The sequence below is a fragment of the Aquabacter sediminis genome (assembly GCF_028863665.1).
In the GTDB taxonomy this organism is placed as follows: Bacteria; Pseudomonadota; Alphaproteobacteria; order Rhizobiales; family Xanthobacteraceae; genus L1I39.
Genome location: NZ_JARBFX010000006.1, coordinates 80,779 through 104,228, shown reverse-complemented (window position 1 = coordinate 104,228; position 23,450 = coordinate 80,779). Strand labels below are relative to the sequence as shown.

Genomic DNA, 23,450 nt, shown 5'->3' with positions numbered 1-23,450 from the left:
CGCCTTCCCGGATCGCTTCGGCCCGCCATTGGCGGGCCGAAGTCGTTTCAAGGGGGTGGCACAAGCGCGGCTTGCCTCCGGCGATTCCACCATGGCCCCCTAGCGGGTCGCGGAGCGCAAAATGGCTTCCGCGAGGAGTTCCGGCAGGCACAGGCGCCCACTGGACCCCCGTGCGCCCGATTGGGGGGAGGAAAACAGGTAGTTGGTCGCTCCATATTGCTGGAGCACGTTCAGGCGCTCGCGGCCCGACACCGTGTCAATCTGTTGGACGATCCGTCCATACCGTGCCTCGTGCGGCACATTGGGCAGGAAGGGCGGGTCCACCAGGATCAGGTCGATGTCCCGCCCTTCCAGCCATTGGGCGGCCTGGTCCAATGCGCGGGAGAAATCCCCCGGATCGGTCCCGGCCAGGGCGTCCCCCGTGCCGACCTGCCAGACCACCAGATCGGGATGCGTGCGTTCGACGGCGTTCCGGATGCGTCCGAAATCCTCCCGCGCCAGTCCGGGCACAGCCTGTTCCTGGAGGATGGTGAAGCGAATGTCCGGCAGCCGGTGCGCCAGCTCCTGCTCCAGCTTGCTCAGCTTCTTGGTGGACAGGGGCGCCTTGCCCATTTCCGGCCCAATGACCAGAATGCGCACCGGCGCGGCCCGGTCGATGAGGCGTTCGGTGCGCGAGAGCACGCTGTCGAAGGTCAGATAGATATCTGGCACCCGGCACGTTCCCGATATGGAGGCTGCCATCGTTTCGCCCGCAAGCGTCAGGGCGAGGACAAGGCCTGCGAGACGCGCAAACCGCCACCCGGCCGCCCCAAGATAAAGGGCAGGGCACCTCACGAGGCGACGGCGGATCTCCGCGATGCCGCCTTTGAACCGGATCGGTACCATTCCAGCGCCCACGCCAGCATCCATTGGATCGCGCATCCCGCTCCGACGATGAGCAGGTCGGAAACCACTCCCCCATCGTAAACTGCCCTTTGGATTTGCAAAGCCAAAGCGAGGACGGTTCCCAGGCAGAAGACGGGCAACGCGTGCCGGCCCATCACGATCAGCGGCTGCGCGGCAGGGCTGGCGCGCAGCAGGCTCTCGAGCGGCAGGCGCGAAACGCAATAGACGAGAGCCAGCACATGCAGCAGCCGGGGCAGGGCGAGGTTGGTCTTGTCTGGATCCCACAGGAAGGCGGGCAGGGCCGACAGGTCGGTGGGCAGGGGCATCCCGGCCATCACCCAGGCCAACGTAGCGGCGAGATAGAGGGGAGCGAGAACGTCCAGCACGCGGTTCGCAACCGGGGGCGCATCCGTGGCGATGAGGCGCCCGATGGCAAGGCCGCAGGCGAACAGGAATTGCCAGGCGAAGGGATTGAAGAACCAAGTCCCGTGATTGGGCCAAACCCCGGGCGCAAGGCCGCTGAATTGCGTTACCAGGTAAAGCGCCCCCGACGCGGCGAGGCCCACCAGGAGGCTCGCCCGCATCAGCAGGATCAAGATCGGAGCCATCAGCAGGAGCGCCACATAGAGCGGCAGAATGTTCAGATAGGCCGGCTGGAAGCTGAGCAGCGCCATGCCCACCAGCGCCTCGATGGGCTGCTGGCTGATCACGTCCAGGTGGTACCATTCCAGGACGCGCTCATCGCCGCTCACCACCACGAAGCCTCCCACCACCGCCACCGCGATCAGCAGCAGGGCGAGATGGGCCACATAGAGTTGGAAGGCGCGCAACCAGATCCGAGCGGTGATGCGCACCCGCGCGCCGGGTTCGAACGGGCGCAGATAGGCGAAGGCGGCGGAGATTCCAGCGAGCAGGACGAACAACTCAGCGGCATCGGAAATGCCGAAATTGCGGAAGGTGAAGCTGCCGGCGACGTTTCCGGGGATGTGGTTGATGAAGATGGTCAGCAGGGCGAAGCCCCGCCAGAAATCCACGCTCACCCGCCTGCCATCGCCTGTCATGCGGCGTGTCCTCCTTGCTCCCGGGCTTTGGCCCGGGCGAAAGTGCAATGCGACATGGGCGTTGCCGTTCCCGCTGTCGATGCGCCGGGGGCTCACGTTTGCGTGGGGAGTGGCCGCGACCGGGCGACGGAGAAATGCATGGCCGTGAGGGCTCGGCACGGCCTGCCGGCAGGCGGAACCTCGCCTGCCGCCGCACCGGTCTTCGCCGCTATGGTTGATCGCGGCTTAAGGAAATCGAGCGGGATCAGGCGAGCATGTCGCGCACCAGCGGGATCACCTTTGTCCCGTAGAGTTCCACGCAGCGCATGAGGCGGCCGTGGGGAATGGGGCCGCCACTATATTTCAGGTCGAACCGATCGATCCCCAGCGCCGCGGCTGTCGCGGCGATCTTTCGTGCGACCGTCTCGGGCGCGCCCACATAGAGGGACCCGTGGGTGACCTCGCGCTCGAACTCGTCGCGGCCCATGGGCGGCCAACCCCGATCGGCGCCGATCCGGTCGCGCATGGCCTTGTAGGGGCCGAAGACCTCGTCACGTGCGGCCTCGTCCGTATCCGCCACGTAGCCCGGCGAGTGCACGCCGATGGGCAAGGCGGCCTTGCCGGTCTCCGCGAGAGCGCGGCGGTAGAGGTCCGCATAGGGGCGGAAGCGGGCGGGGGCGCCGCCGATGATGGCCAGCATCAAGGGCAGTCCATAATGGGCGGCCCGCACCACGGATTCCGGGGTGCCGCCGACCCCGATCCAGGTCTTCAGGTTTCCGCGTTCAATGGGTGGGAAGACCTTCTGGTCCTTCAGCGGCGAGCGGATGGAGCCTTCCCAGCTGACCGGGCCGTTGCCGAGCAGCGCGACGAACAGGTCGAGCTTTTCGGCGAACAGGGTCTCATAGTCCCGCAGGGCGAAGCCAAAGAGAGGGAAGCTCTCCGTAAAGGAGCCCCGTCCCAGGATCACCTCTGCACGGCCATTGGAGAGGGCATCCACCGTCGAAAAGCGCTGGTAGACCCTGATAGGGTCGTCGGAGGATAGCACGGTCACCGCCGAGCCGAGCCGGATCCGGCGGGTGCGGGCGGCAATGGCTGCCAGCACCACGTCGGGCGCCGAGATGGCGAAGTCGTCGCGATGATGTTCGCCGAGGCCGATGAAGTCGATGCCGGTCTCGTCCGCCAGCACGGCCTCTTCCACCACGTCCCGGATCACCTGCGCGTGGGGCTTGGGTGTGCCGTCCGCGCCGTGGGTGACGTCACCGAAGGTGTCGAGGCCGAGTTCGAGAGCGGGCACGGGCGGTTCCTCCGGTTCGTGGCGGTGTGCCTATAGCAGACAATCGGCGACGTGCCGCCCCGGATCCGTAAGGCCAGGGGGCGACCTTGGGGCCTTGAGCCACCTCAAAACCGTTCCCTGGTTCCTGGGATATGGTATGTCACAAGAGAAACCTCCTTAAGAGAGGGCGGAAACGCCGATGTCCACGCTTCTGATCACGCACCCCGCTGGCCTCCTCCACGCCACGCCGCCCGGCCACCCGGAGCGGGCCGATCGGCTTCGGGCGCTGGACCGCATTTTCGAGCAGGAAAAATTCGCCACCTTGCTGCGCGAGAGCGCACCCTTGGGCGAGCGGGACGATGTGATCCGCGTGCACCCGTCCGATTTCGTGGATGCCATGGCGGAAGCCGTTCCCGCCGATGGCGTGGTGCGCATCGATTCCGACACGGTCCTCTCCCCCGGCAGCTGGGAGGCGGTGATGCGGGCCGTGGGCGGGGCCTGCTATGCGGTGGACGAGGTGGTCGCGCGCAAAGTCAACAACGCCTTCGTCGCCATGCGTCCGCCGGGCCATCATTGCGAGACGCGGCGGCCCATGGGCTTCTGCCTGCTCAACCAAGCCGCCATCGCTGCCCGTCACGCCCAATCCGTGCATGGCCTCGGGCGCGTGGCGGTGGTGGATTTCGACGTGCACCACGGCAATGGCACCCAGGAAATCTTCTGGGCCGACGACACCGTCCTTTATTGCTCCACCCACGAGATGCCGCTTTATCCCGGCACGGGCGCGGTCAGCGAGACCGGGGCGGCAAACACCATCGTCAATGCCCCGCTGCGCTCCGGCGATGACGGGGCCAAGTTCAAGGAGGCGATGGAAAGCCGCATCCTTCCGCGTCTCGACGCCTTCGGCCCGGAGCTGATCATCATCTCCGCGGGCTTCGATGCCCATGTGCGCGACCCTCTGGCCTCGCTGCGGCTGGTGGACACGGATTTCGGCTGGGCTACCCGCCGCCTGATGGACATCGCCGACAAGCATGCGGACGGCCGCGTCGTCTCCATTCTGGAAGGCGGCTATGACCTGGAGGGCCTCGCCAGCTCCGCCGCGGCCCACGTCACCGCCCTCATGCACGGCTGAGGGCGGCGCCGGCCGTTGCGCTCAGCGGTGTTCGCCGCTCGGCAGATAGGGCCGCAAGGCATGCGCGAGCTTGGGCGCGGTCAGGGACTGGAGCCAGACCTTGCCTGGCCCGGTGAGCTGCGCCAGGAACAGACCGTCGCCGCCGAAAAGCACGTTGCGCACGCCGCGCATCATGGTGATCTCGAAGTTCACACTCTCCTCGAACATGCCCACATGACCGGGATGAACCAAGAGGCTCTGCCCCGGCTCCAGCGTGTAGGAGATCATCTCGCCGCCCAGCTCCACGAAGGCCGGGCCCTCGCCGGTGACCTTCTGGAGAATGAAGCCCTCGCCGCCAAACAGGCCGGAGCCGAGGCTCTGCTGGAAGCCGATGGCGACGGAAAGGCCATGGGCACCGGCGAGAAAACCGTGGCGATGCATGAAATAGCCCCGTCCCGGCGAGATCGGCACTTCCAGGATGTTGCCTGGAATGGTTGCGGCAAAGGCCACCAAGCCTTCGCTTCCCTCGGCGGTGAACTCCGTCATGAACAGCCCGCCGCCCGCCACCGCGCGGCCGAGCGCCCCGAAGAAGCCCCCCGAACCGCCGGTGGCCGTCGTGGTGTTGAGCGCGATGTTGGGCGTCATCCAGGACATGCGATCCGTCTCGGCGATGAGCGTCTCGCCTGGCTTGAGCGTGACCTGAAGGACGGGAAGCGTGGTTCCAGTGATTTCCGTGCGCATGATTGCCATGATCCTGGGTCAGGGAGATGCACAGTGCGATCAGCCGGGCGCGGGAGCAAGCCTCTTGAAATGCGGTATGCCACTATGAAGCTTCAGCTTTCGGCCCGCCCGGAGGTGCACCGGGGTCGCCGGCTTGGCGGTGCGGCCGGCCTGGCGCTCATCCTAGCAGCGGCCATGTCGACCCTCGCGCGGGCGGGCGATGCTCAGCCGGACCTCTCGGGCAGCACCCAGAGCGTGTTCCTGCCCTACCTGAATGCGCCGCTCGCCTCCGCCCCCATCACGCGTCCACCGATGGTCGGGCTTTCCGCGGGCGGGCCAGTCATGCGGGCGGTGCTGGACACCGGTTCCACCGGTGTCGTCATCGCAGCCCGGTCGATCCCCAATCTGTCGCAACTGAAGACGCTCGGGCCGGGAACCCTCACCTACACCAGCTCTGGACGGATAATGCGGGGCGACTGGGTGCTCGCGCCCGTCACCTTGTCGGGTCCCAATGGAGCGCAAGTCACCAGCCGGCCGATCCCCGTGCTTGCGGTGCGTCGCATCGATTGCCTGAAGACGGCCCGCAACTGCCGGGTGACCACCCATCCCACCCATGTGGCGATGGTGGGAATCGGGTTTGCGCGGGAGAAGGACCGGCAGTCCGATGGCACGCCGGACAGGAATCCCCTGCTCAATTTGCCCGCCATGGGCACACCCGATGCGCCAGGGGCCATGCGCCGCGGCTATGTGGTGACCAAGCAAGGCATCCAGGTGGGACTGACCGCGGAGGGAGCCAGGGGCTTCACCTTCGCCAAGCTGGTAAAGAGCGCCACCGTGCCGGACTGGGCGCCCATTCAGGCCTGCCTCTCCCTCAACGATCGCCAGCCCCCCGCCTGCGGAACCGTGCTGGTGGATACGGGGGTGGACGCCATGTATCTCACCCTTCCGCCGCCCCAGCTGGAGGGCCAGACGACGCAAGCGCCCGACGGCAAGCCCGCCTTGCCGCAAGGCGCGCGGCTAAAGGTGGACCTTCTGGGAGAGGGCAAAGGACCCTCTTACGCCTTCGCGGTTGGCGACGCGGGCGATTCGGTCGCGCCGGCGCGCGTCATCCTGGTCCCCCGCTCGGGTGGGGAGACCTTCGTGAACACCTCGGTGCGGCTTCTCAACCGCTTCGACTATCTGTTCGATGCCGATGGCGGGTATGCCGGCTTCCGCCTGCGTGTGCCGCGCGCGACCTCCCAGTGAGGGGCGTTCAGTGAAGCGTGCGGTGACTGCTTTTCAAAGCTTGGGCGGCGCATGTTCCAGCGCGCGCTCTGCCGCGCGTCGGCGCGTCGCGCTTGCCGAAGGCGTCACAAAATGCATAAAGTCCCAATTGGACTGTGGGGTTCCATCACGCTGCGCCGCCTCGTGCGTCTGCTTGGGTGTCGGATTGCGGGACGTGACGGAAGGGAAATCGAAAGATTTTCCGGAGAGCCTTTGGACAGGCGCACCCGTTTCCGGGCGATGCGCCACGGTGATGCCGTGTGTGACTTGGGCAATGGCTTCTGCCTCTCCCACGTCCGTGCGGACTGAGCAGTGGGGATCATGACCTACACGGCCTGGAACGACGAAGACGCCTACGACGAGCCCTACGTCGCCCCGCGCGCGAATGCCTTTGTGCGCGTGGGAGGCACCGCACTCGTGGCTGTGGCGAGCCTGGCGGCTGTTGCTGTTGTCGCCGCCTGGGCGGTGGGTGGCTTCACCCGCACTGCGGAGCCTGTGTTCGACGAGAAGGCGCTTGCCGAGCGCGCTGCTCAATTGGCGGCGGAAGCCGCGAGCGACGAAGAAATTCCGCCGGACGTGGCCATGGAGCCCGTGCGCACCACCCTCTTCACCTTGCCAAGCTGGCTCTACGACCCCAACCCCATTGCCGGCGGCAGTCGCAAGGTGGTGGCGACCGTGCCTGCTCCCGCACCGGCCCCCGGTTCGCGTGTGGATGTGGTCCGCTCCGTCCCCTTGCCCACGGCCAATCCGCTGGGTGCGGCGCGTGGTCAGGCGGATGATGCCAGCGCGATGGTCGAAAGCCGCGAGCGGCTGGCCTCTGTGCCCATGCCGCAGCGCAATCCGCTGGCGAGCGGGGAGACTGCGCCCGCAACGCCGCGTATTGCCGCCCTGCCGGCGCCCGCCGAAGTGCCGGCCACCCTGGAGCCTGCTCCCGCCAAGCCCGGCGAGCGCTCTATCGCCTTGCCCCAGCCCGGCGACAAGTTTGCCGTCTATGACATCAAGGGCCAGACCGTCTACATGCCCAATGGCGAGCGGCTGGAAGCCCATTCGGGCTACGGGGATGGCATGGACAACCTGTCCTACGTCTCGACCCGCATGATCGGGCCCACCCCTCCTAACGTCTACACACTGACCATGCGGGAGCGCCTGTTCCATGGCGTGGAAGCGCTGCGCATGCGGCCGGTGGGCGAGGGCAAGATGTATGGGCGCGACGGGTTTCTCACCCATTCCTACCTGATGGGACCGCGCGGCGATTCCAACGGCTGCATCTCGTTCAAGGACTATGACAAGTTCCTGGCCGCCTATAAGCGCGGTGAGGTGACCAAGGTGGTGGTGGTGGAAAGCGTGCCCAACGCGCCCGGCCGCACCCCGGACAATCCGCTGCTGGCCTGGCTGGCCGGAAATGGCAACAGCGCCAGCAACAAATAGGGCGATCGGGCTCGCTGTCCACGGCACCTGAGGGGTCGTCAGGGAATCGGGCGCGCCCATAAAGTGGGCCTTCCCCTCTCTCATCCGTGGCTGTGCAAGGTCCGGATCATCTGCGAGCGCACCGGCTTTGCGCGGCCCGCCTGCTAATGGGCTGCCGCCACACGCCTGCCAGTCACACCGGTGCCGTCGAGGCTCTCCCGCGCCAGGCGGCTCCGCCGAGAAGGCCCGGGCGCGACAGTATCGCGCCCGGGCATTGGCTCACTCTTCGCGAAGGGCCGGATCGCCATAGCCGCCAGCGGTGGGCGTGATGACGATCACCGCCTCGCCCGCTTCAAGAACGGTCTGGTCGCACCCTTGCAGGGTGTCGAACGAGCCGTCATTGCGGCGCACGAAGCCTTCGCCCACCAGCCCGGGCTCGCCGCCATCGCCACCGAAGGGCCGCACCCGGCGGTGGGAGGAGAGGAGGGCGCAGTCCATCCGCTCCAGGAAGCGGATCCGGCGATAGGTCCCCGATCCCGCCGTCCAGCGTCCCTTTCCGCCGGAGCCGGCACGCACATGGAAGTCTTCCAGCAACACCGGGAAGCGGCTCTCCAGGATTTCCGGGTCGGTCAGGCGGGAATTGGTCATGTGCACATGGACCGCATCCGTGCCGTCGAATCCGGGACCTGCGGGCGAGCCTGAGCAGATGGTCTCGTAATACTGCACCTGGTCGTTGCCGAAGGTGAGGTTGTTCATGGTGCCTTGCGAGGCCGCCATGGCCTTGAGCGCTCCGAACAGGCAATTGGTGACCGCCTGGGAGGTCTCCACATTGCCCGCCACCACCGCCGCCGGGTAGACCGGCGAGAGCATGGAGCCCTTGGGAACCACGATCTCGATGGGGCGCAGGCAACCGGCATTCATGGGGATCTCGTCCTCCACCATGACGCGGAAGACATAGAGCACCGCGGCGCGGGTGACAGGCTCGGGGGCGTTGAAGTTGTTGCCCTGCTGCGGCGATGTGCCTGTGAAGTCCACCTTGGCGGTGCGCGTCGCCTTGTCGACCGTGATCTTCACCTTGATGACGGTGCCTTGGTCCATCTCATAGCTGAAGGAACTGTCGGCGAGCCGATCCAGAACGCGGCGCACGCTTTCGTCCGCATTGTCCTGGACGTGGCCCATATAGGCCGTGACCACGTCGAGGCCGAACGTGTCGATCATCTTCTTCAGTTCGCGCACGCCCTTTTCATTGGCGGCGATCTGGGCCTTCAGGTCGGCCACGTTCTGCACGGGATTCCGGGCGGGATACTTGGCGCCGGTGAGCAGATCCACCAGTTCCTTCTCCCGGAACCGGCCCTGGTCCACCAGCTTGAAGTTGTCGATATAGACGCCTTCCTCGTCGATGGTGGTGGCCCGCGGGCTCATGGAGCCGGGGGCCACGCCGCCCACGTCCGCATGATGGCCACGGGAGGCCACCCAGAAGAGCAACTCCTTGCCCTCATCGTCGAACACAGGGGTGACAACCGTGATGTCCGGCAGATGGGTACCGCCATTATAGGGGGCATTCAAAGCGAACACGTCGCCCGGGCGGATGGCGCCGGCATTCTCGCGGATGACGGTTTCCACGGACCGGTCCATGGAGCCCAGATGCACCGGCATGTGGGGGGCATTGGCCACCAGTTCGCCCTTGCCTGAGAAAACGGCGCAGGAGAAGTCCAGGCGCTCCTTGATGTTCACCGAATAGGCGGTGTTCTGGAGCGTCACGCCCATCTGCTCGGCGATCGACATGAAGAGGTTGTTGAACACCTCCAACATCACCGGGTCCGCATGGGTGCCCACCGCCTCGGCGCGCTTCAGCACGGCGGTGCGGGTGAGCATAAGGTGGTTCTTGGCGGTCACCTCGGCGCTCCAGCCATCTTCCACCACCACGGTCTGGTTGGGTTCGATGACGATGGCCGGCCCGTTCAGCACCATGCCGGGCTTGAAGGCGGCGCGCAGGACAACGGGCGCCTCGTGCCAGGCGCCGCCGGAGTAGAAGCGCGTGGTGCGGCAAGGCTCCGGCGCGCCTTCGGACAAGGGCTGGTCAGGCTCCACGATGCCCGCGCCACCGCCAGAAGACTGCACCTCCATCGCCTCCACCACGATCTGCTTCTCGGGAGAGACGAAGCCGAACTGGGCGCGATGGCGCGCCTCGAAGTCGGCGACCATGGCCTCAAGGTCCGCGAGCGCCACGGGGATCGCCGTGTCGGTGCCCTCATAGCGCAAATGTAGCTTGGTCTCGGTGTCGGTGGCCGCCTCGCTCACGCCCTGGCCCTTCAGTTCGGCCTGGGTCTCGGCCGCCAGCGCGTCGCGCAAAGTCGCAAGGCCGGCCAGTGCCTCCGGCACCAGGCGTTCGCCCACCGCCTTGGTGCGCAGGGCCCGGATGGCCGCAAGGCCCATGCCATAGGCCGACAGCAGCCCCGAGAAGGGATGGATGTGCACCTTGCGCATCCCCAGCGCGTCAGCCACGAGGCAGGCATGCTGCCCGCCGGCGCCGCCGAAGCAGGACAGGGCATAGCGCGTCACGTCATATCCGCGCTCCACCGAGATCTTCTTGATGGCATTGGCCATGTTCTCCACTGCGATGGTGACGAAGCCGTCAGCCACCGCCTCGGGCGAGCGGCCATCACCAATCTCGGCCGCCATGGCCTCGAACTTGGCGCGCACTGCCCCGGCGTCCAGCGGCGAGTCCTGCCCGGGGCCGAAGATCTTGGGGAAGAAGTCCGGGATCAGCTTGCCCAGCATCACATTGGCGTCGGTCACCGCCAGCGGGCCGCCGCGGCGATAGCAGGCGGGGCCGGGATTGGCGCCTGCACTGTCCGGGCCGACGCGGAAGCGGGCGCCGTCATAATGCAGGATGGAGCCGCCCCCCGCCGCCACCGTGTGGATGCGCATCATGGGCGCGCGGATGCGCACACCGGCCACTTCCGTGTCGAAGGCCCGCTCCAGCTCGCCGTCGAAATGGCACACATCCGTAGAGGTGCCGCCCATGTCGAAGCCGATGATGCGGTCGAGCCCGGCAATCTGGCCGGTCTCGGACGCGCCCACGACACCGCCGGCGGGGCCGGACAGGAGCGCATCCTTGCCCTGGAACAGATCGGCTGCAGTCAGGCCGCCGGAGGACATCATGAACATGAGGCGGATGGTTTCCGCCTCTTCGCCCGTGCCCAGCTCCTCGGCCACCTGGGCCACGTAGCGGCGCAGGATGGGGGAGAGGTAGGCATCGGCCACCGTGGTGTCGCCGCGCCCCACCAGCTTGATGAGCGGCGAGACCTCATGGGAGGCGGACACCTGGGGGAAGCCCACCTCGCGGGCCAGCCCCGCAACCATTGCCTCGTGGGCGGGGTAGCGATAGGCGTGCATGAAGGCCACTGCCACCGCCTGGATGCCATCGGCCTTCGCGGTTTCAAGCGCCGCACGCACCTTGGCGAGGTCCGGCACCTCCTCCACAGTCCCGTCCGCGCGGATGCGCTCGTCCACCTCCACCACCTGCTCGAACAGCATGTCCGGCAGCACGATCTTCTTGGCGAAAATCTTCGGACGGGCCTGGTAGCCGATGCGCAAGGCGTCGCGGAAGCCGCGGGTGGTGACGAGCAGCGTGCGGTCGCCCTTGCGCTCCAGCAGGGCGTTGGTGGCGACCGTGGTGCCCATCTTCACGGCGGAGACGAGGCCCGCCGGAATGGGCGCGCCGGGGGCGAGGCCGAGAAGTTCGCGGATGCCATGCACAGCGGCGTCGCGATAGGCCTCGGGATTTTCGGAGAGCACCTTGTGCGCCACCAGAGTGCCATCGGGCTTGCGGCCGACAATGTCGGTGAAGGTGCCGCCGCGGTCGATCCAGAACTCCCAAGTGCCCTTGGTTCCGGCGGCTTCTGCCTCACCCGTGCGCGTCGTCATCTGATTGTCCACCTCTGTCTTGTCCGGCTGCGCCGGAAAGGATCACCGTCTTTTCACGCGGCCAATCCGGAAATAACCTGCGTCCTATGGGACCATTCGACGGCCGTGCAGGCTCACGCCACCTGCCGGGCGCGCCCCTGCCAAGGCCGAGCGAAAGCCCGCACCGTCGTCTGTCCGTCATTCATGTCAAAAAGGGTATGAATGACGGTCAAATTAGAATTTCATCTTCTCGGTCCGGCTGGCGCACGGTGCCGATGCAGCTTCGCGGACGTAAGGGAGGCAAGAGTCGGTCGTTCAGACTTTTCCTTGCGCCCAATCCGTGAGCGTGGACGGAATGAAGTCATGCATCGAAAAAAACGTCAACATTTTGTTGACGAAAATTCGATGTCCCGCCAACATCAGCCTACAGAGCGCCGCCGCAAGGGCGCCAATCGAGGGGAACAGATGACAGTGAACCGCTTCCGCCCGCGATGGCGGACCTGGGCGCGTGCGCGCTCTCGTGTGGGCAAAGCGCTTCCTCCGATCACGGGGCCTCGCCGATGATCCGGAAGCTGCTCGATGGCCTCTACCTTCTGTCCGGCATCCTAGCGGGCTGCTTCCTGGTGGTGATCTTTCTGCTGATGATCGCCCTTTCCGCTGGCCGGGAATTCGGCATCAACATTCCCGCCGGCGATGACTTCACGTCCTGGTCCATGGCAGCCATGGCCTTTCTGGGCCTCGCTCACACGTTCAAATATGGCGAGATGATCCGGGTCGGGCTCGTGCTGGAGCGCCTCAAGGGCCCGGCGCGGCGCTATCTGGAGCTGTTCTGCCTGGTGGTGGGCTTCGCCTTCGTCACCTATTTCGCCCGCAGCGCGATCCAGCTGGCCTACGATTCCTATCGCTTCAACGATGTCTCGCAGGGAGTCATCGCCATCCCGTTGTGGATCCCGCAGATGGGCTTTGCCACCGGATTGACCGTGCTGGCCATCGCCATGCTGGACGAGCTCATCTTCGTCCTGCGCGGCAACAGCCCGCGCTATGAGAAGGAGCCGGTCACCTCGCCTGAGGAACTGGTGGAGCGCGTCGCGTCCGGGGGAGGTGTCTGACCATGCCCTCTCTTGATCTCGTTCAACTCTCCGCCCTTCTGCTCGTCCTTCTGATCCTGGTTCTGGGTTCGGGCGTTTGGATCGCCATCGGCCTTGCCTTGGTGGGCCTCGCCGCCATGGTGCTGACGACGCCGGTGCCCATCAGCCAGGTGCTCGCCACCACCGTCTGGAGCGCCAGCGCCTCCTGGACGCTCGCGGCCCTGCCGCTCTTCATCTGGATGGGCGAGATCCTGTTCCGGACGAAGCTATCGGAGGAAATGTTCCGCGGCCTCGCGCCTTGGCTGCAGTGGCTGCCCGGCCGCCTGCTGCATGTGAACGTGGTGGGGTGCGGCATCTTCGCTGCCGTCTCCGGCTCCTCGGCGGCCACCTGCGCCACCATCGGCAAGATCGCCTTGCCGGAATTGGACAAGCGCGGCTACGACAAGGGGCTGGCTCTGGGCTCGCTCGCCGGCTCGGGTACCCTTGGCCTGCTCATCCCACCCTCCATTCCCATGGTTGTCTATGCGGTGACGGCCAACGTCTCCGTGCTGCAGGTCTTCCTGGCGGGTTTCATCCCTGGCGCCTTGGTCATGGTGCTCTATAGCGGCTACATCGCGCTGTGGTCGCTGCTCAACCCGAAGAAGACCCCGCCCCGCGACCCGATCATGACTTTCGGGGAGAAGATGCGGCAGTCGGCCAAGCTGCTGCCGTGCCTGCTGCTCATCACCGGCGTGTTCCTGTCGCTCATCCTGGGCATCGCCACCGCCACGGAATGCGCGGCCTGGGGCGTGCTGGGCTCTCTCCTGCTGGCCCTCTGGAGCCGGACGCTGACCTGGCGTACGCTCATCGAGAGCATCATGAGCGCGACCCGTCTCAGCTGCATGATCATGCTGATCATTGCCGGTGCGGCCTTCACCACGGCGGCCATGGCCTATACCGGCATTCCGGCGGCCCTTGCGGCCTGGGTGAACGGCATGCAGCTGAGCCCCTACATGCTCGCCTTCGCCCTGGCCATCATGTACATCATCCTCGGCTGCCTCGTGGATGGCATCTCGATGATCGTGCTCACCGCCGTCATCGTCCTGCCCATGGTCCAGCAGGCCGGGTTCGATCTGGTCTGGTTCGGCGTCTTCCTGGTCATTCTCGTGGAGATGGCCCAGATCACGCCGCCTGTGGGCTTCAACCTCTTTGTGCTGCAGAGCATGAGCGGCCGCGATACGCTTGCCGTTTCGAGGGCGGCCTTGCCCTTCTTCATCCTGCTCAATGTGGCACTTGCCATCATCACGGTGTTCCCCGGCATCGTCCTGGCGCTCCCGCGCTGGGTCTTCCCGGGCTGATTACGTCGCAAGCCAAACACGAGAGGGACAGACTATGGCGCTTAAACGTTTCCTCGCCCCGGCGCTCGCCGTCGCGGGCCTTGCCGCTCTCGCCGCCGGACCTGCGGCGGCCCAGACCAAGTGGAACCTGCCGTCCGCCTATCCGGCCGACAATTTCCACACCGAGAACCTCGCCCAATTCTCCAAGGACGTGGAAGCTGCGTCCGGCGGCAAGCTGATCATCACGCTCCATCCCAACGCCTCGCTCTTCAAGGCGCCGGAGATCAAGCGCGCGGTGGCGACCGGCCAGGCCCAGGCCGGCGAAGTCATCATGTCCATCCACGAGAACGAAGATCCCATCTTCGGCATCGACGTGGTGCCCTTCCTGGCCACCTCCTACGAGGATTCCAAGAAGCTGTGGAAGCTGTCCCGGCCGGCGGTGGAAAAGAAGCTCGCCTCCCAGGGCCTGATGGTGCTCTATGCGGTGCCGTGGCCCCCGCAGGGCATTTTCTCCAAGAACCCGGTGAACTCGCTCGCAGACCTGAAGGGTGCCAAGTGGCGCGCTTATAATCCCGGCACCTCCCGCATTGGCGAGATGATCGGCGCCCAGCCGGTCACCGTGCAGCAGGCGGAACTGGCCCAGGCACTGGCCACCGGCGTGGTGACCGCCCTCATCACCTCCGCCGCCACCGGCTATGATGTGAAGATCTGGGAGAGCATCCCCTATTTCTACGACGTCCAGGCCTGGCTGCCGAAGAACCTCGTCTTCGTGAACAAGGCCGCCTTCGACGCCCTCGACAAGCCCACCCAGGAAGCCGTGCTCAAGGCGGCTGCCGCCGCCGAGGAGCGGGGCTGGCAGACGTCCATCGAGAAGTCCAAGTGGTACATGGAGCAGCTCAAGTCTCATGGCATGAAGGTTGAGCCGCCTTCGCCCGAGCTGAAGGCCGGCTTCCAGAAGATTGGCGAGCAGCTGACCGCCGACTGGCTGAAGAAGGCCGGGCCGGATGGCCAGGCCATCGTCGAGGCCTTCAAGAAGTGATAAAGCGCCGGGCGGCTGAAAGGCCGCCCGGTCTTTTCTGCCGAAAGTGGTGCCTGTCCATGTCGGAACCGAAGCTGTCGACCTCTTCCCTGGGGTCCATCGTCTCCTCGGCCCATCTGGCAGACGGCGCTCTGCCGGCGCTCTCCGAGCTCGAATTCGGGCTCAACATGATCAGCCATGCCTATCAGCGCTGGATGATCCGCTGCATGGCCGCTGCCGGGGTCCCGGACCTCTCCGCTCTCGATGTCCTCGTGCTCCATCATGTGGTGCACCGCCAGCGGCCGAAGACCATTGCGGACCTGTGCCTCGTCCTCGACGTGGAGGACACCCACCTCGTCACCTATGCCGCCAAGAAATTGCAGAGCCTCGGCCTGGTCGCCGCCGGACGCCGCGGCAAGGAGAAGACCCTCTCCGCCACCGAGGCCGGACGCAAGGCGTGCGGGCGCTACCGCGAAGTTCGTGAAGCGCTGCTGACCCCGACCGTGGCGGCCACCGGCATCTCGGCCGAAAAGCTGTCGGAAGTGGCCGCTGTACTGCGCGCGCTCTCCGGCCACTATGACCAGGCGGCCCGCGCCGCGGCGAGCCTTTAGGCCGCCTCCGCTTCCCCTCGCAAACCTGCGTCCGCGCCCGCATCTGGCCTGCGGGACTTGGCCGATTTCGGTATTTCCGCCCGATGCGCGTATCCTTTCTCCATTCCGGTCTCCTGACAGGGCAGGTGGGTGATGGAGGAAACAGAACGGCATCCGTCCTGGGGGGCGTCCGCCGGGCCGGCTGGCCTGCCCCTCGATCCCGGGGCCTTCCGCACCTTCGGCATCCGGTCCGTCGCAGGGCCTGCCGGTGCGCAGGTGGCGGTGGAGGAAACCGTGGGCCGGGTGTTCGGCGCCGGTCAGCTCAGGTCATTCCGCGCCGCGCACGGTGCGCGCCGCAGCGTCTTGTTGGTGGCGCCGCTCGCGGGCGCCTTTCCCTATCTGCTCAGGGACCTGGTGGTGGCCATCCTGGGACTCGCCGACCATGTGGCGGTCACCGACTGGCCCGACGCCCGCTATCTCCCCGTGGCGCGCGGTGCCTTCGGCTTCGATGCCAACTGCCTGGAAACTGCTGGCATGATCGCCGAGATGGGACGGGCCTGCCACGTAGTCGGTGTGTGTCAGGGCGCGGTGCCCGCCTTGGTTGCCAGCGCGCTGGCGGCGGTTGAGGGGCAGGCGCCCGCCAGCCTGTCCCTGCTCGGCGGCCCCATTGATCCGGCCTGCCATCCCACCAATCTGGACCGTGTGCTCGCCTCTTCCGGTTCGGTGGGCGACGAGGGGCTGTTCGAGACCGTGCCGGCCGCCTTTCCCGGCGCGGGGCGGCGGGTCTTTCCCCGCCGTCGCCAGATGCAGGCGTTCGGCTTCTATCTCTGGCGGCAGGGCCTGACGGGAGGAGAGCTTCCCCTAAAGCTGGTGGCCGATGACGGCGACGATCCCATGCGATACCCGCTCGCACGCCTGTGCTGGGACATGATGGATATTCCGCAGGAATTCTTCCTGGAGAATGTGGATCGGGTGTTCCGGCAGCGGATTCTGGCCGGTGGTCCTTTTCAGGTGGGTGGGCGGGACGTGAACCTGGCGGCCCTCGACCGCACCCTTCTCCTCACCATCGAGGGGGAGGATGACGACATCGCCGCTCCCGGCCAGACAGAGGCCGCCCACAGGCTGTGTCCCCATCTTCCGGCAGCCTTCCATCGCCATCGCCTTGTGAAGGGGGCCGGACACTTCTCGCTTTTCTACGGCACCCGAATGCGTCGCGACGTTGTGCCGGCGCTTTCACAGGCCATGGCCTATGCCGAATCCTGCTGAAACGTAAAAGGGGCGCAGCCGAAGCCACGCCCCTCTTTTTGTTTTGATCACCCAGCCGGCGCTGCCGGCTGGGCACTTAAAGCCGTGGTCGGCTTGGACGTCCTCAGAAGTCCATGCCGCCACCCAGCCGGCGCTGCCGGCTGGGCACTCAAAGCCGTGGTCGGCTTGGACGTCCTCAGAAGTCCATGCCGCCCATGCCGCCGCCGGGCATGGCGGGGGCCGCGGAGTCCTTCTTGGGCAGCTCGGCCACGAGCGCCTCGGTGGTCACCAGCAGGCCGGCCACGGAAGAGGCGTCCTGAAGGGCGGTGCGCACCACCTTGGCCGGGTCGACAACGCCGGCGGCCACCAGGTCCACATATTCCTCGGTCTGGGCGTTGAAGCCGAAGTTCGGCTCCTTGGTCTCCAGAACCTTGCCCACCACGATGGAGCCTTCCACGCCGGAATTCTCGGCGATCTGGCGGATGGGAGCCTCGAGGGCGCGCAGCACGATCTTGATGCCGGCGGCAATGTCGGGGTTGTCGGAGGTGAGGGCCTCGACCGCCTTCTTGGCGCGCAGCAGAGCCACGCCGCCGCCGGGAACGATGCCTTCTTCCACCGCAGCGCGGGTGGCGTTCAGGGCATCGTCAACGCGGTCCTTCTTCTCCTTGACCTCGACCTCGGTCGCGCCGCCGACGCGGATCACCGCGACGCCGCCCGCGAGCTTGGCGAGACGCTCCTGGAGCTTCTCACGATCATAGTCGGAGGAGGTCTCTTCGATCTGGGCCTTGATCTGGGCAACGCGGGCCTCGATGTCGGCCTTCTCGCCAACGCCGTCGACAATGGTGGTCTTTTCCTTCTCGAGGATGACCTTCTTGGCGCGGCCGAGCTGGGCGATGGTGACGTTCTCGAGCTTGATGCCGAGATCCTCGGAGATCACCTGGCCACCGGTCAGGATGGCGATGTCCTCGAGCATGGCCTTGCGGCGATCGCCGAAGCCGGGGGCCTTGACGGCTGCGACCTTCAGGCCGCCGCGCAGCTTGTTGACCACGAGGGTGGCCAGAGCCTCGCCTTCCACGTCCTCGGCCACAATCACCAGCGGCTTGCCGGTCTGCACCACCGCCTCAAGGACCGGCAGGATCGGCTGGAGGCCGGAGAGCTTCTTCTCGAAGATCAGCAGGAAAGGATCTTCCAGGTCGGCGATCATCTTCTCCGCATTCGTGATGAAGTAGGGAGACAGATAGCCGCGGTCGAACTGCATGCCCTCGACCACTTCCAGCTCGGTGTCGGCGGTCTTGGCTTCCTCGACGGTGATGACCCCCTCATTGCCCACGCGCTGCATGGCGCCAGCGATCATCTCGCCGATGGAGGCATCGCCATTGGCGGAAATGGTGCCGACCTGCGCCACTTCGGCGGAGGAGGAGACCTTCTTGGCGCGGGCCTGGATGTCACGGACGGCCTCGGCGGTGGCGAGGTCGATGCCGCGCTTCAGGTCCATCGGGTTCATGCCGGCGGCAACCGCCTTGGCGCCTTCCTTGACGATCGCCTGGGCGAGCACGGTGGCGGTGGTGGTGCCGTCGCCGGCCAGGTCATTGGTCTTGGAAGCGACTTCGCGGACCAGCTGGGCGCCGAGATTCTCGAACTTGTCCTCGAGCTCGATCTCCTTGGCGACCGATACGCCGTCCTTGGTGATGCGCGGGGCGCCGAACGACTTCTCGATCACCACGTTGCGGCCCTTGGGACCGAGCGTGACCTTCACCGCATTGGCGAGGATGTCGACGCCGCGCAGCAGCTTCTCACGGGCATCGCCGGAAAATTTCACGTCCTTGGCAGCCATGTGCCGTACTCCTGAATGAGATAAGGGAAAAAGCGCCGAAGCCTCAGCCGATCACGCCGAGGATGTCGCTTTCCTTCATTATGAGCAGGTCCTGGCCGTCGATCTTGACCTCGGTGCCCGACCACTTGCCGAACAGGACGCGGTCGCCGGCCTTCACATCAAGCGCCACGACCTTGCCGCTCTCGTCGCGGGCGCCGGGGCCCACGGAGACCACCTCGCCCTCCTGGGGCTTTTCCTTGGCGGTGTCGGGGATGATGATGCCGCCAGCGGTCTTCTGCTCGGCTTCGATACGCTTGACGACCACACGGTCATGCAGAGGGCGGAAGGACATGGGCCTGATCCTCTCAGTTTATCCCTGCGGGCCTTGAGCCCGCGAATGTTGGCACTCCCATCTGGAGAGTGCCAATCCGCGACCGGAGATAGGATGGCCCCGGCGGTCCGTCAAGAAGGCGGTCCTTACCTTTATGTAAGAGATGCCCCGCTAGATTGGCGATCTTGAGGCCATCGGCGGGCGGGCTGGCGGCGGCGGACGGGGACCTCTGTCCGGATCGAGCATCGACGCCGCGTCCAACAGGCCCTATGGTCCCAGGCGCCGGTTCCTTCCGGGAGCACGGCGATGCGGTTCGGGCGCGTGCTTCGGAGTTGTTGAATGTCTTGGTCTCCCGCTTCATCGCTCGCAGGCAGGTTGCGTGCCGGGCACGAGGGTCGAAACGAGGGCCGCAAGGGTCGGCACGCCTCTCGCGGACGGCTTGCCGCGGCAGCCCTTGTCGCCGCCCTTGCCCTTGCGGGCTGCGCCTCCGAACCTCCGCCGCCCCCCGCGCCTGCCGTTCCGCAATATACTAGCCCGATTGCAGCGGCGAGCCTTGTCGGCCGCTATGGCCTTGCGGCCTATCACCGGCCCGAGGATGCGCAGCGTACGGAAAATCAGGCCCGCGCCCAGTGCTCCAATCCCTATGTCATCACCGCCGGCCCCAATGGCGGCGTGATGATGTATCTGGCGGATGACAACAAGCTCACCGAGGTCATCTCCAAGCAGGTACCCGGCCAGCCGGTCTTCATTGGCCCGGCCGAGGATCCAGCTGGCGGCGAGCGGGACCGCCAGGTGGTCTCCTTCAATGGCAATGTCCTCGTCCTGAAGTGGGTCGATCCGGAAATCTCGAAGCGCTACGGCACGATGGTCTATGTGCGCTGCCCGTGATGGCTTGGGGTATTGCTTGGGGGTGATGGCCCGCTGACGCCTTCTCTCGCCCCATTCTCTCCATTGGCCGTGAGGGACGCGGCGGCATCGGAGCCGGCTTGCCCCGCTCGCGCTCGGGGCAAGGGGGCCTCGACGCGCGCCGGGAAGGGGCACTCTTGTTCCGGCGGCAGGCCCGAGGCGTGAGCCGGGTCGGGCCGGCGCATGGAACTGTTCTATCTCCTTGTTCCGGCGCATTTTCCTTATGGGTACCGGTTCCCACAGCGCGTGAAAATGCTCTAGGGTCCACCACGGCACAGCTTGCCGGTGGACCCCATGGACGCAGCTTCTTCCTCCTATGATCCTCTTGTCCCCGTTGCGCCCGCCAAGCGGGTCTTCAGCGCGCGGGATGCGTTCGCCTTGTGGTTCTCCCTCGGCATTGGCCTGCTGGTATTGCAGGCTGGCGCACTCCTGACGCCGGCCCTGAGCCTCGGGACGGCCCTCGGGGCCATCCTGGCCGGCTCGGCACTGGGCGTCATCCTGCTGGCGCTGGTCGGCGTGATCGGGGCCGATACGGGCCTTGCATCCATGGCCATGCTGCGGCCGACCCTCGGCGTACGCGGAGCCATGCTGCCCACCTGCATCAACGTCATCCAACTGGTGGGCTGGGGCTCGTTCGAGATCATCATCATGAGTCAGGCTGCGGATGCGCTGGTGCGCTCCGCGCTGGACGTCTCTGCCCCGATGGCCTGGACCGTTCTCTTCGGTGCACTTGCCACCGGCATTGCCGTGCTCGGCCCCGTCTCCTTCGTCCGGCGCTTCCTGCGGGCCTGGGGCTTGTGGCTGATTTTGGCGGCGGCCGGCTGGCTGACCTTCCGCCTGCTGGCGGAGCACGATTTGCGGGCCCTGTTCACCCGCCCGGCCGAGGGCGGCCTGGGCTTTGGGAGCGCGGTGGATCTCGTTGTGGCCATGCCGCTCTCCTGGCTCCCACTCATCTGCGACTATAGCCGCTTCGGCCGCACGCCTGGCGGCGTGTTCCGAGGCACGGCGCTCGGCTATTTCATCGCCAATGTGTGGTTCTACGGCCTCGGCGCCGCCTATGGGCTCGCCACGGGCGAGGAGATGTCGCTGGTCACCGCTCTGGCCACCGCGGGCGGGGGACTGGCGCTGCTCCTGATCCTTCTCGACGAGACCGACAATGCCTTCGCCGACATTCATTCCGCCGCCGTCTCAACCGGGACAGTGTTCGGCAAGGTGCCCGTTCTGGCGCTCGGCTTCGGCGCCCTGTGCACGTTCATCGCGCTGACCGTGCCGCTCGCCAAATATGAGGGCTTCCTGCTGCTGATCGGCTCGGTGTTCGCGCCCTTGTTCGGCGTGGTGCTGGCGGACCATTTCCTCGTCCGGCGGCGCCGGATCGACGCCACCGAGATCACCCGGCACGGCGGGGCCTATTGGTTCACGGCCGGCTGGAGCGTCCCAGCGCTCTCTGCCTGGGGCTGCGGCGTGGCGCTTTTTCACGGCATTTCCAACTGGGCGCCCGACCTGGGCGCCACCTTGCCCGCGCTTGTCCTGGCCGGGGCCATCCATGCGGGGGTCGCTGCGCTGCGCAAGTGAAGCGGGCGGCTCCCTGGAGCCGCCCATTGACCTCGCCCCCCGGTGTCGGCCCCGGCTCAATCGTCCATCTTCAGGGCGGCGATGAACGCCTCCTGGGGGATCTCAACCTTGCCGAACTGGCGCATCTTCTTCTTGCCTTCCTTCTGCTTGTCCAGAAGCTTGCGCTTGCGGGTGATGTCGCCGCCATAGCACTTGGCGGTCACGTCCTTGCGCAGGGCCTTGATGGTTTCGCGGGCGATCACCTTGGCGCCGATGGCGGCCTGGATGGGGATGTTGAAGAGATGCTGGGGGATGAGGTCCTTCAGCTTCTCGCACATGGCCCGGCCCCGGAATTCCGCCCGCGTGCGGTGGACCAGCATGGAGAGGGCATCCACCGGCTCGCCATTGACCAGAATGGACATCTTCACGAGGTCGCCGGGGCGATAGTCGGTGATGTTGTAGTCGAAGGAGGCATAGCCCTTCGAGATGGACTTCAGCTTGTCGTAGAAGTCGAACACCACTTCGTTCAGCGGCAGGTCATAGGTGACCATGGCGCGGGCGCCCACATAGGTCAGCTCGATCTGATTGCCGCGCCGGTCCTGGCAGAGCTTGAGCACGGCGCCCAGATAATCGTCCGGCGTCATGATGGTGGCGCGGATCCAGGGCTCGCGGATCTCCTCGATCTTCACCACGTCCGGCATGTCGGCTGGATTGTGCAGATCGATGGTGGAGCCGTCGGTCAGCTCCATCTGGTAGATGACGGAGGGCGCAGTGGCGATGAGGTCGAGGTTGAACTCGCGCGACAGCCGCTCCTGGATGATCTCCAGGTGCAGGAGCCCCAGGAAGCCGCAGCGGAAGCCGAAGCCGAGCGCTGCCGAGGTCTCCATCTCGTAGGAGAAGCTGGCATCGTTGAGGCGCAGCTTGCCCATGGCAGCGCGCAGGTCCTCGAAATCAGCCGCATCCACGGGGAAGAGGCCGCAGAACACCACCGGCTGGGCCGGCTTGAAGCCCGGCAGCGGCTCGGCGGTGGGGCGCTTGTCCTCGGTGATGGTGTCGCCGACGCGGGTATCCGCCACTTCCTTGATGGAGCCGTTGAGGAAGCCGATCTCGCCGGGGCCGAGATTCTCCATGGCGACCATCTTGGGCGTGAACACGCCCACCCGGTCCACGTCATAGACGGCATCGGCGCCCATCATCTTGATGCGCATGCCCTTCTTCAGCACGCCGTCGATCACGCGCACCAGCACGACCACGCCCAGATAGGTGTCGTACCAGCTATCCACCAGCAGCGCCTTCAAGGGCGCATCGCGATCGCCCACGGGCGCGGGCAGGCGGGTGACGATGGCTTCCAGCACCTGATCGATATTGAGGCCCGTCTTCGCGGAAATGCCGATGGCATCGGAAGCGTCGAGGCCGATGACGTCCTCGATCTGGCTCTTGACCTTCTCCGGCTCGGCGGCCGGCAGGTCGATCTTGTTGAGTACCGGGACGATGTCGTGATTGTTGTCGATGGCCTGGTAGACATTGGCCAGCGTCTGCGCCTCCACGCCCTGGGAGGCGTCCACCACCAGGAGCGAGCCTTCCACGGCGGCGAGCGAACGGCTCACCTCATAGGCGAAGTCCACATGCCCGGGGGTGTCGATGAGGTTGAGCGTATAGGTCTCGCCGTCCTGCGCCTTGTAGGTGAGGCGCACGGTCTGAGCCTTGATGGTGATGCCGCGCTCGCGCTCGATATCCATGTTGTCGAGCACCTGGTCCGACATCTCGCGCTCGGACAGGCCACCGGTGAGCTGGATCAGCCGGTCGGCAAGCGTGGATTTGCCATGGTCGATATGGGCGACGATGGAAAAATTGCGGATATGGGTCTGGGCGCTCGCGGTCATCCGCGCCGCATAGCACCGGCGCCGAAACCCCACAAGGCGCAGCGGCCTCCGCTCCGGATTTCAATCCCGCCGCCGGGCGCGCCGACAGGCTGGAGCGGTGCGCC

18 protein-coding genes are annotated in these 23,450 nt (G+C 66.2%); 10 read left to right on the top strand and 8 right to left on the bottom strand.

Translation table 11 applies throughout. The annotated features are described in order from the left end of the window. Nucleotides 1–99: 99 nt before the first annotated feature. The 3 genes from PV781_RS13970 to PV781_RS13960 all read right to left on the bottom strand — a co-directional run bounded on the left by PV781_RS13970 (nucleotide 100) and on the right by PV781_RS13960 (nucleotide 3,219). Complete coding sequence (locus tag PV781_RS13970; protein ID WP_274776243.1) at nucleotides 100–711, bottom strand: SGNH/GDSL hydrolase family protein; 612 nt, start codon at nucleotides 709–711, stop codon at nucleotides 100–102. A 119-nt stretch (nucleotides 712–830) separates the two neighbouring features. Then, nucleotides 831–1,946: an OpgC family protein gene (locus PV781_RS13965; RefSeq protein WP_274776242.1), complete on the bottom strand. Its 1,116-nt coding sequence runs from the start codon at nucleotides 1,944–1,946 to the stop codon at nucleotides 831–833. A 244-nt stretch (nucleotides 1,947–2,190) separates the two neighbouring features. Further along, a complete protein-coding gene (locus PV781_RS13960; RefSeq protein WP_274776241.1) occupies nucleotides 2,191–3,219 on the bottom strand; it encodes an LLM class flavin-dependent oxidoreductase in 1,029 nt (342 codons plus the stop codon). A 178-nt stretch (nucleotides 3,220–3,397) separates the two neighbouring features. Here PV781_RS13960 and PV781_RS13955 point away from each other — a divergent pair, with 178 nt between their 5' ends. Beyond that, nucleotides 3,398–4,327, top strand: coding sequence for a histone deacetylase family protein (locus PV781_RS13955; RefSeq protein ID WP_274776240.1), 930 nt, complete (start codon nucleotides 3,398–3,400; stop codon nucleotides 4,325–4,327). Between the two features lie 21 nt (nucleotides 4,328–4,348). On the opposite strand, the gene PV781_RS13950 is transcribed toward PV781_RS13955, so the two are convergent. Continuing rightward, nucleotides 4,349–5,047, bottom strand: a complete 699-nt coding sequence (locus tag PV781_RS13950) for a TIGR00266 family protein (protein ID WP_274776239.1) — start codon at nucleotides 5,045–5,047, stop codon at nucleotides 4,349–4,351. 69 nt (nucleotides 5,048–5,116) lie between these two features. On the opposite strand from PV781_RS13950, the gene PV781_RS13945 reads away from it, so the two are divergent. Together PV781_RS13945 and PV781_RS13940 are read left to right on the top strand one after the other, a co-directional pair. After that, nucleotides 5,117–6,271 carry a hypothetical protein gene (locus PV781_RS13945; RefSeq protein ID WP_274776238.1) on the top strand — a complete coding sequence of 385 codons (1,155 nt, stop codon included), beginning with the start codon at nucleotides 5,117–5,119 and terminating at the stop codon, nucleotides 6,269–6,271. Nucleotides 6,272–6,610: 339 nt separating this feature from the next. Next, entirely contained in the window at nucleotides 6,611–7,717 is a 1,107-nt protein-coding gene (locus PV781_RS13940) for a DUF2778 domain-containing protein (protein ID WP_274776237.1), read from the top strand. 258 nt (nucleotides 7,718–7,975) lie between these two features. Here the strand turns inward: PV781_RS13940 and PV781_RS13935 are convergent, their stop codons facing one another. Continuing rightward, entirely contained in the window at nucleotides 7,976–11,626 is a 3,651-nt protein-coding gene (locus tag PV781_RS13935) for a hydantoinase B/oxoprolinase family protein (protein WP_274776236.1), read from the bottom strand. A 539-nt stretch (nucleotides 11,627–12,165) separates the two neighbouring features. Between PV781_RS13935 and PV781_RS13930 the strand changes: the two genes are divergently transcribed. The 5 genes from PV781_RS13930 to PV781_RS13910 all read left to right on the top strand — a co-directional run bounded on the left by PV781_RS13930 (nucleotide 12,166) and on the right by PV781_RS13910 (nucleotide 16,883). Continuing rightward, nucleotides 12,166–12,714, top strand: coding sequence for a TRAP transporter small permease (locus tag PV781_RS13930; RefSeq protein ID WP_274776235.1), 549 nt, complete (start codon nucleotides 12,166–12,168; stop codon nucleotides 12,712–12,714). A 2-nt stretch (nucleotides 12,715–12,716) separates the two neighbouring features. After that, on the top strand, nucleotides 12,717–14,030 hold the full coding sequence (locus PV781_RS13925) for a TRAP transporter large permease (protein ID WP_274776234.1): 1,314 nt from the start codon (nucleotides 12,717–12,719) through the stop codon (nucleotides 14,028–14,030). Between the two features lie 34 nt (nucleotides 14,031–14,064). Next, nucleotides 14,065–15,048: a TRAP transporter substrate-binding protein gene (locus PV781_RS13920; RefSeq protein ID WP_274776233.1), complete on the top strand. Its 984-nt coding sequence runs from the start codon at nucleotides 14,065–14,067 to the stop codon at nucleotides 15,046–15,048. A 59-nt stretch (nucleotides 15,049–15,107) separates the two neighbouring features. After that, on the top strand, nucleotides 15,108–15,638 hold the full coding sequence (locus PV781_RS13915; RefSeq protein ID WP_274776232.1) for a winged helix DNA-binding protein: 531 nt from the start codon (nucleotides 15,108–15,110) through the stop codon (nucleotides 15,636–15,638). 132 nt (nucleotides 15,639–15,770) lie between these two features. Further along, on the top strand, nucleotides 15,771–16,883 hold the full coding sequence (locus PV781_RS13910) for an alpha/beta hydrolase family protein (protein ID WP_274776231.1): 1,113 nt from the start codon (nucleotides 15,771–15,773) through the stop codon (nucleotides 16,881–16,883). Between the two features lie 175 nt (nucleotides 16,884–17,058). Here PV781_RS13910 and groL read toward each other — a convergent pair whose 3' ends face one another. Beyond that, the gene (gene groL / locus PV781_RS13905) at nucleotides 17,059–18,696 is read right to left on the bottom strand and encodes a chaperonin GroEL (protein ID WP_274776230.1); all 1,638 of its coding nucleotides are present in this window, start codon (nucleotides 18,694–18,696) and stop codon (nucleotides 17,059–17,061) included. A gap of 43 nt (nucleotides 18,697–18,739) precedes the next feature. Further along, a complete protein-coding gene (groES, locus tag PV781_RS13900; protein ID WP_188584048.1) occupies nucleotides 18,740–19,027 on the bottom strand; it encodes a co-chaperone GroES in 288 nt (95 codons plus the stop codon). A 318-nt stretch (nucleotides 19,028–19,345) separates the two neighbouring features. On the opposite strand from groES, the gene PV781_RS13895 reads away from it, so the two are divergent. Continuing rightward, on the top strand, nucleotides 19,346–19,894 hold the full coding sequence (locus tag PV781_RS13895; RefSeq protein WP_274776229.1) for a hypothetical protein: 549 nt from the start codon (nucleotides 19,346–19,348) through the stop codon (nucleotides 19,892–19,894). A 312-nt stretch (nucleotides 19,895–20,206) separates the two neighbouring features. Continuing rightward, complete coding sequence (cytX, locus tag PV781_RS13890) at nucleotides 20,207–21,484, top strand: putative hydroxymethylpyrimidine transporter CytX (protein WP_274776228.1); 1,278 nt, start codon at nucleotides 20,207–20,209, stop codon at nucleotides 21,482–21,484. 56 nt (nucleotides 21,485–21,540) lie between these two features. Here the strand turns inward: cytX and lepA are convergent, their stop codons facing one another. Next, nucleotides 21,541–23,346 carry a translation elongation factor 4 gene (lepA, locus tag PV781_RS13885; protein ID WP_274776227.1) on the bottom strand — a complete coding sequence of 602 codons (1,806 nt, stop codon included), beginning with the start codon at nucleotides 23,344–23,346 and terminating at the stop codon, nucleotides 21,541–21,543. Nucleotides 23,347–23,450: the final 104 nt, after the last annotated feature.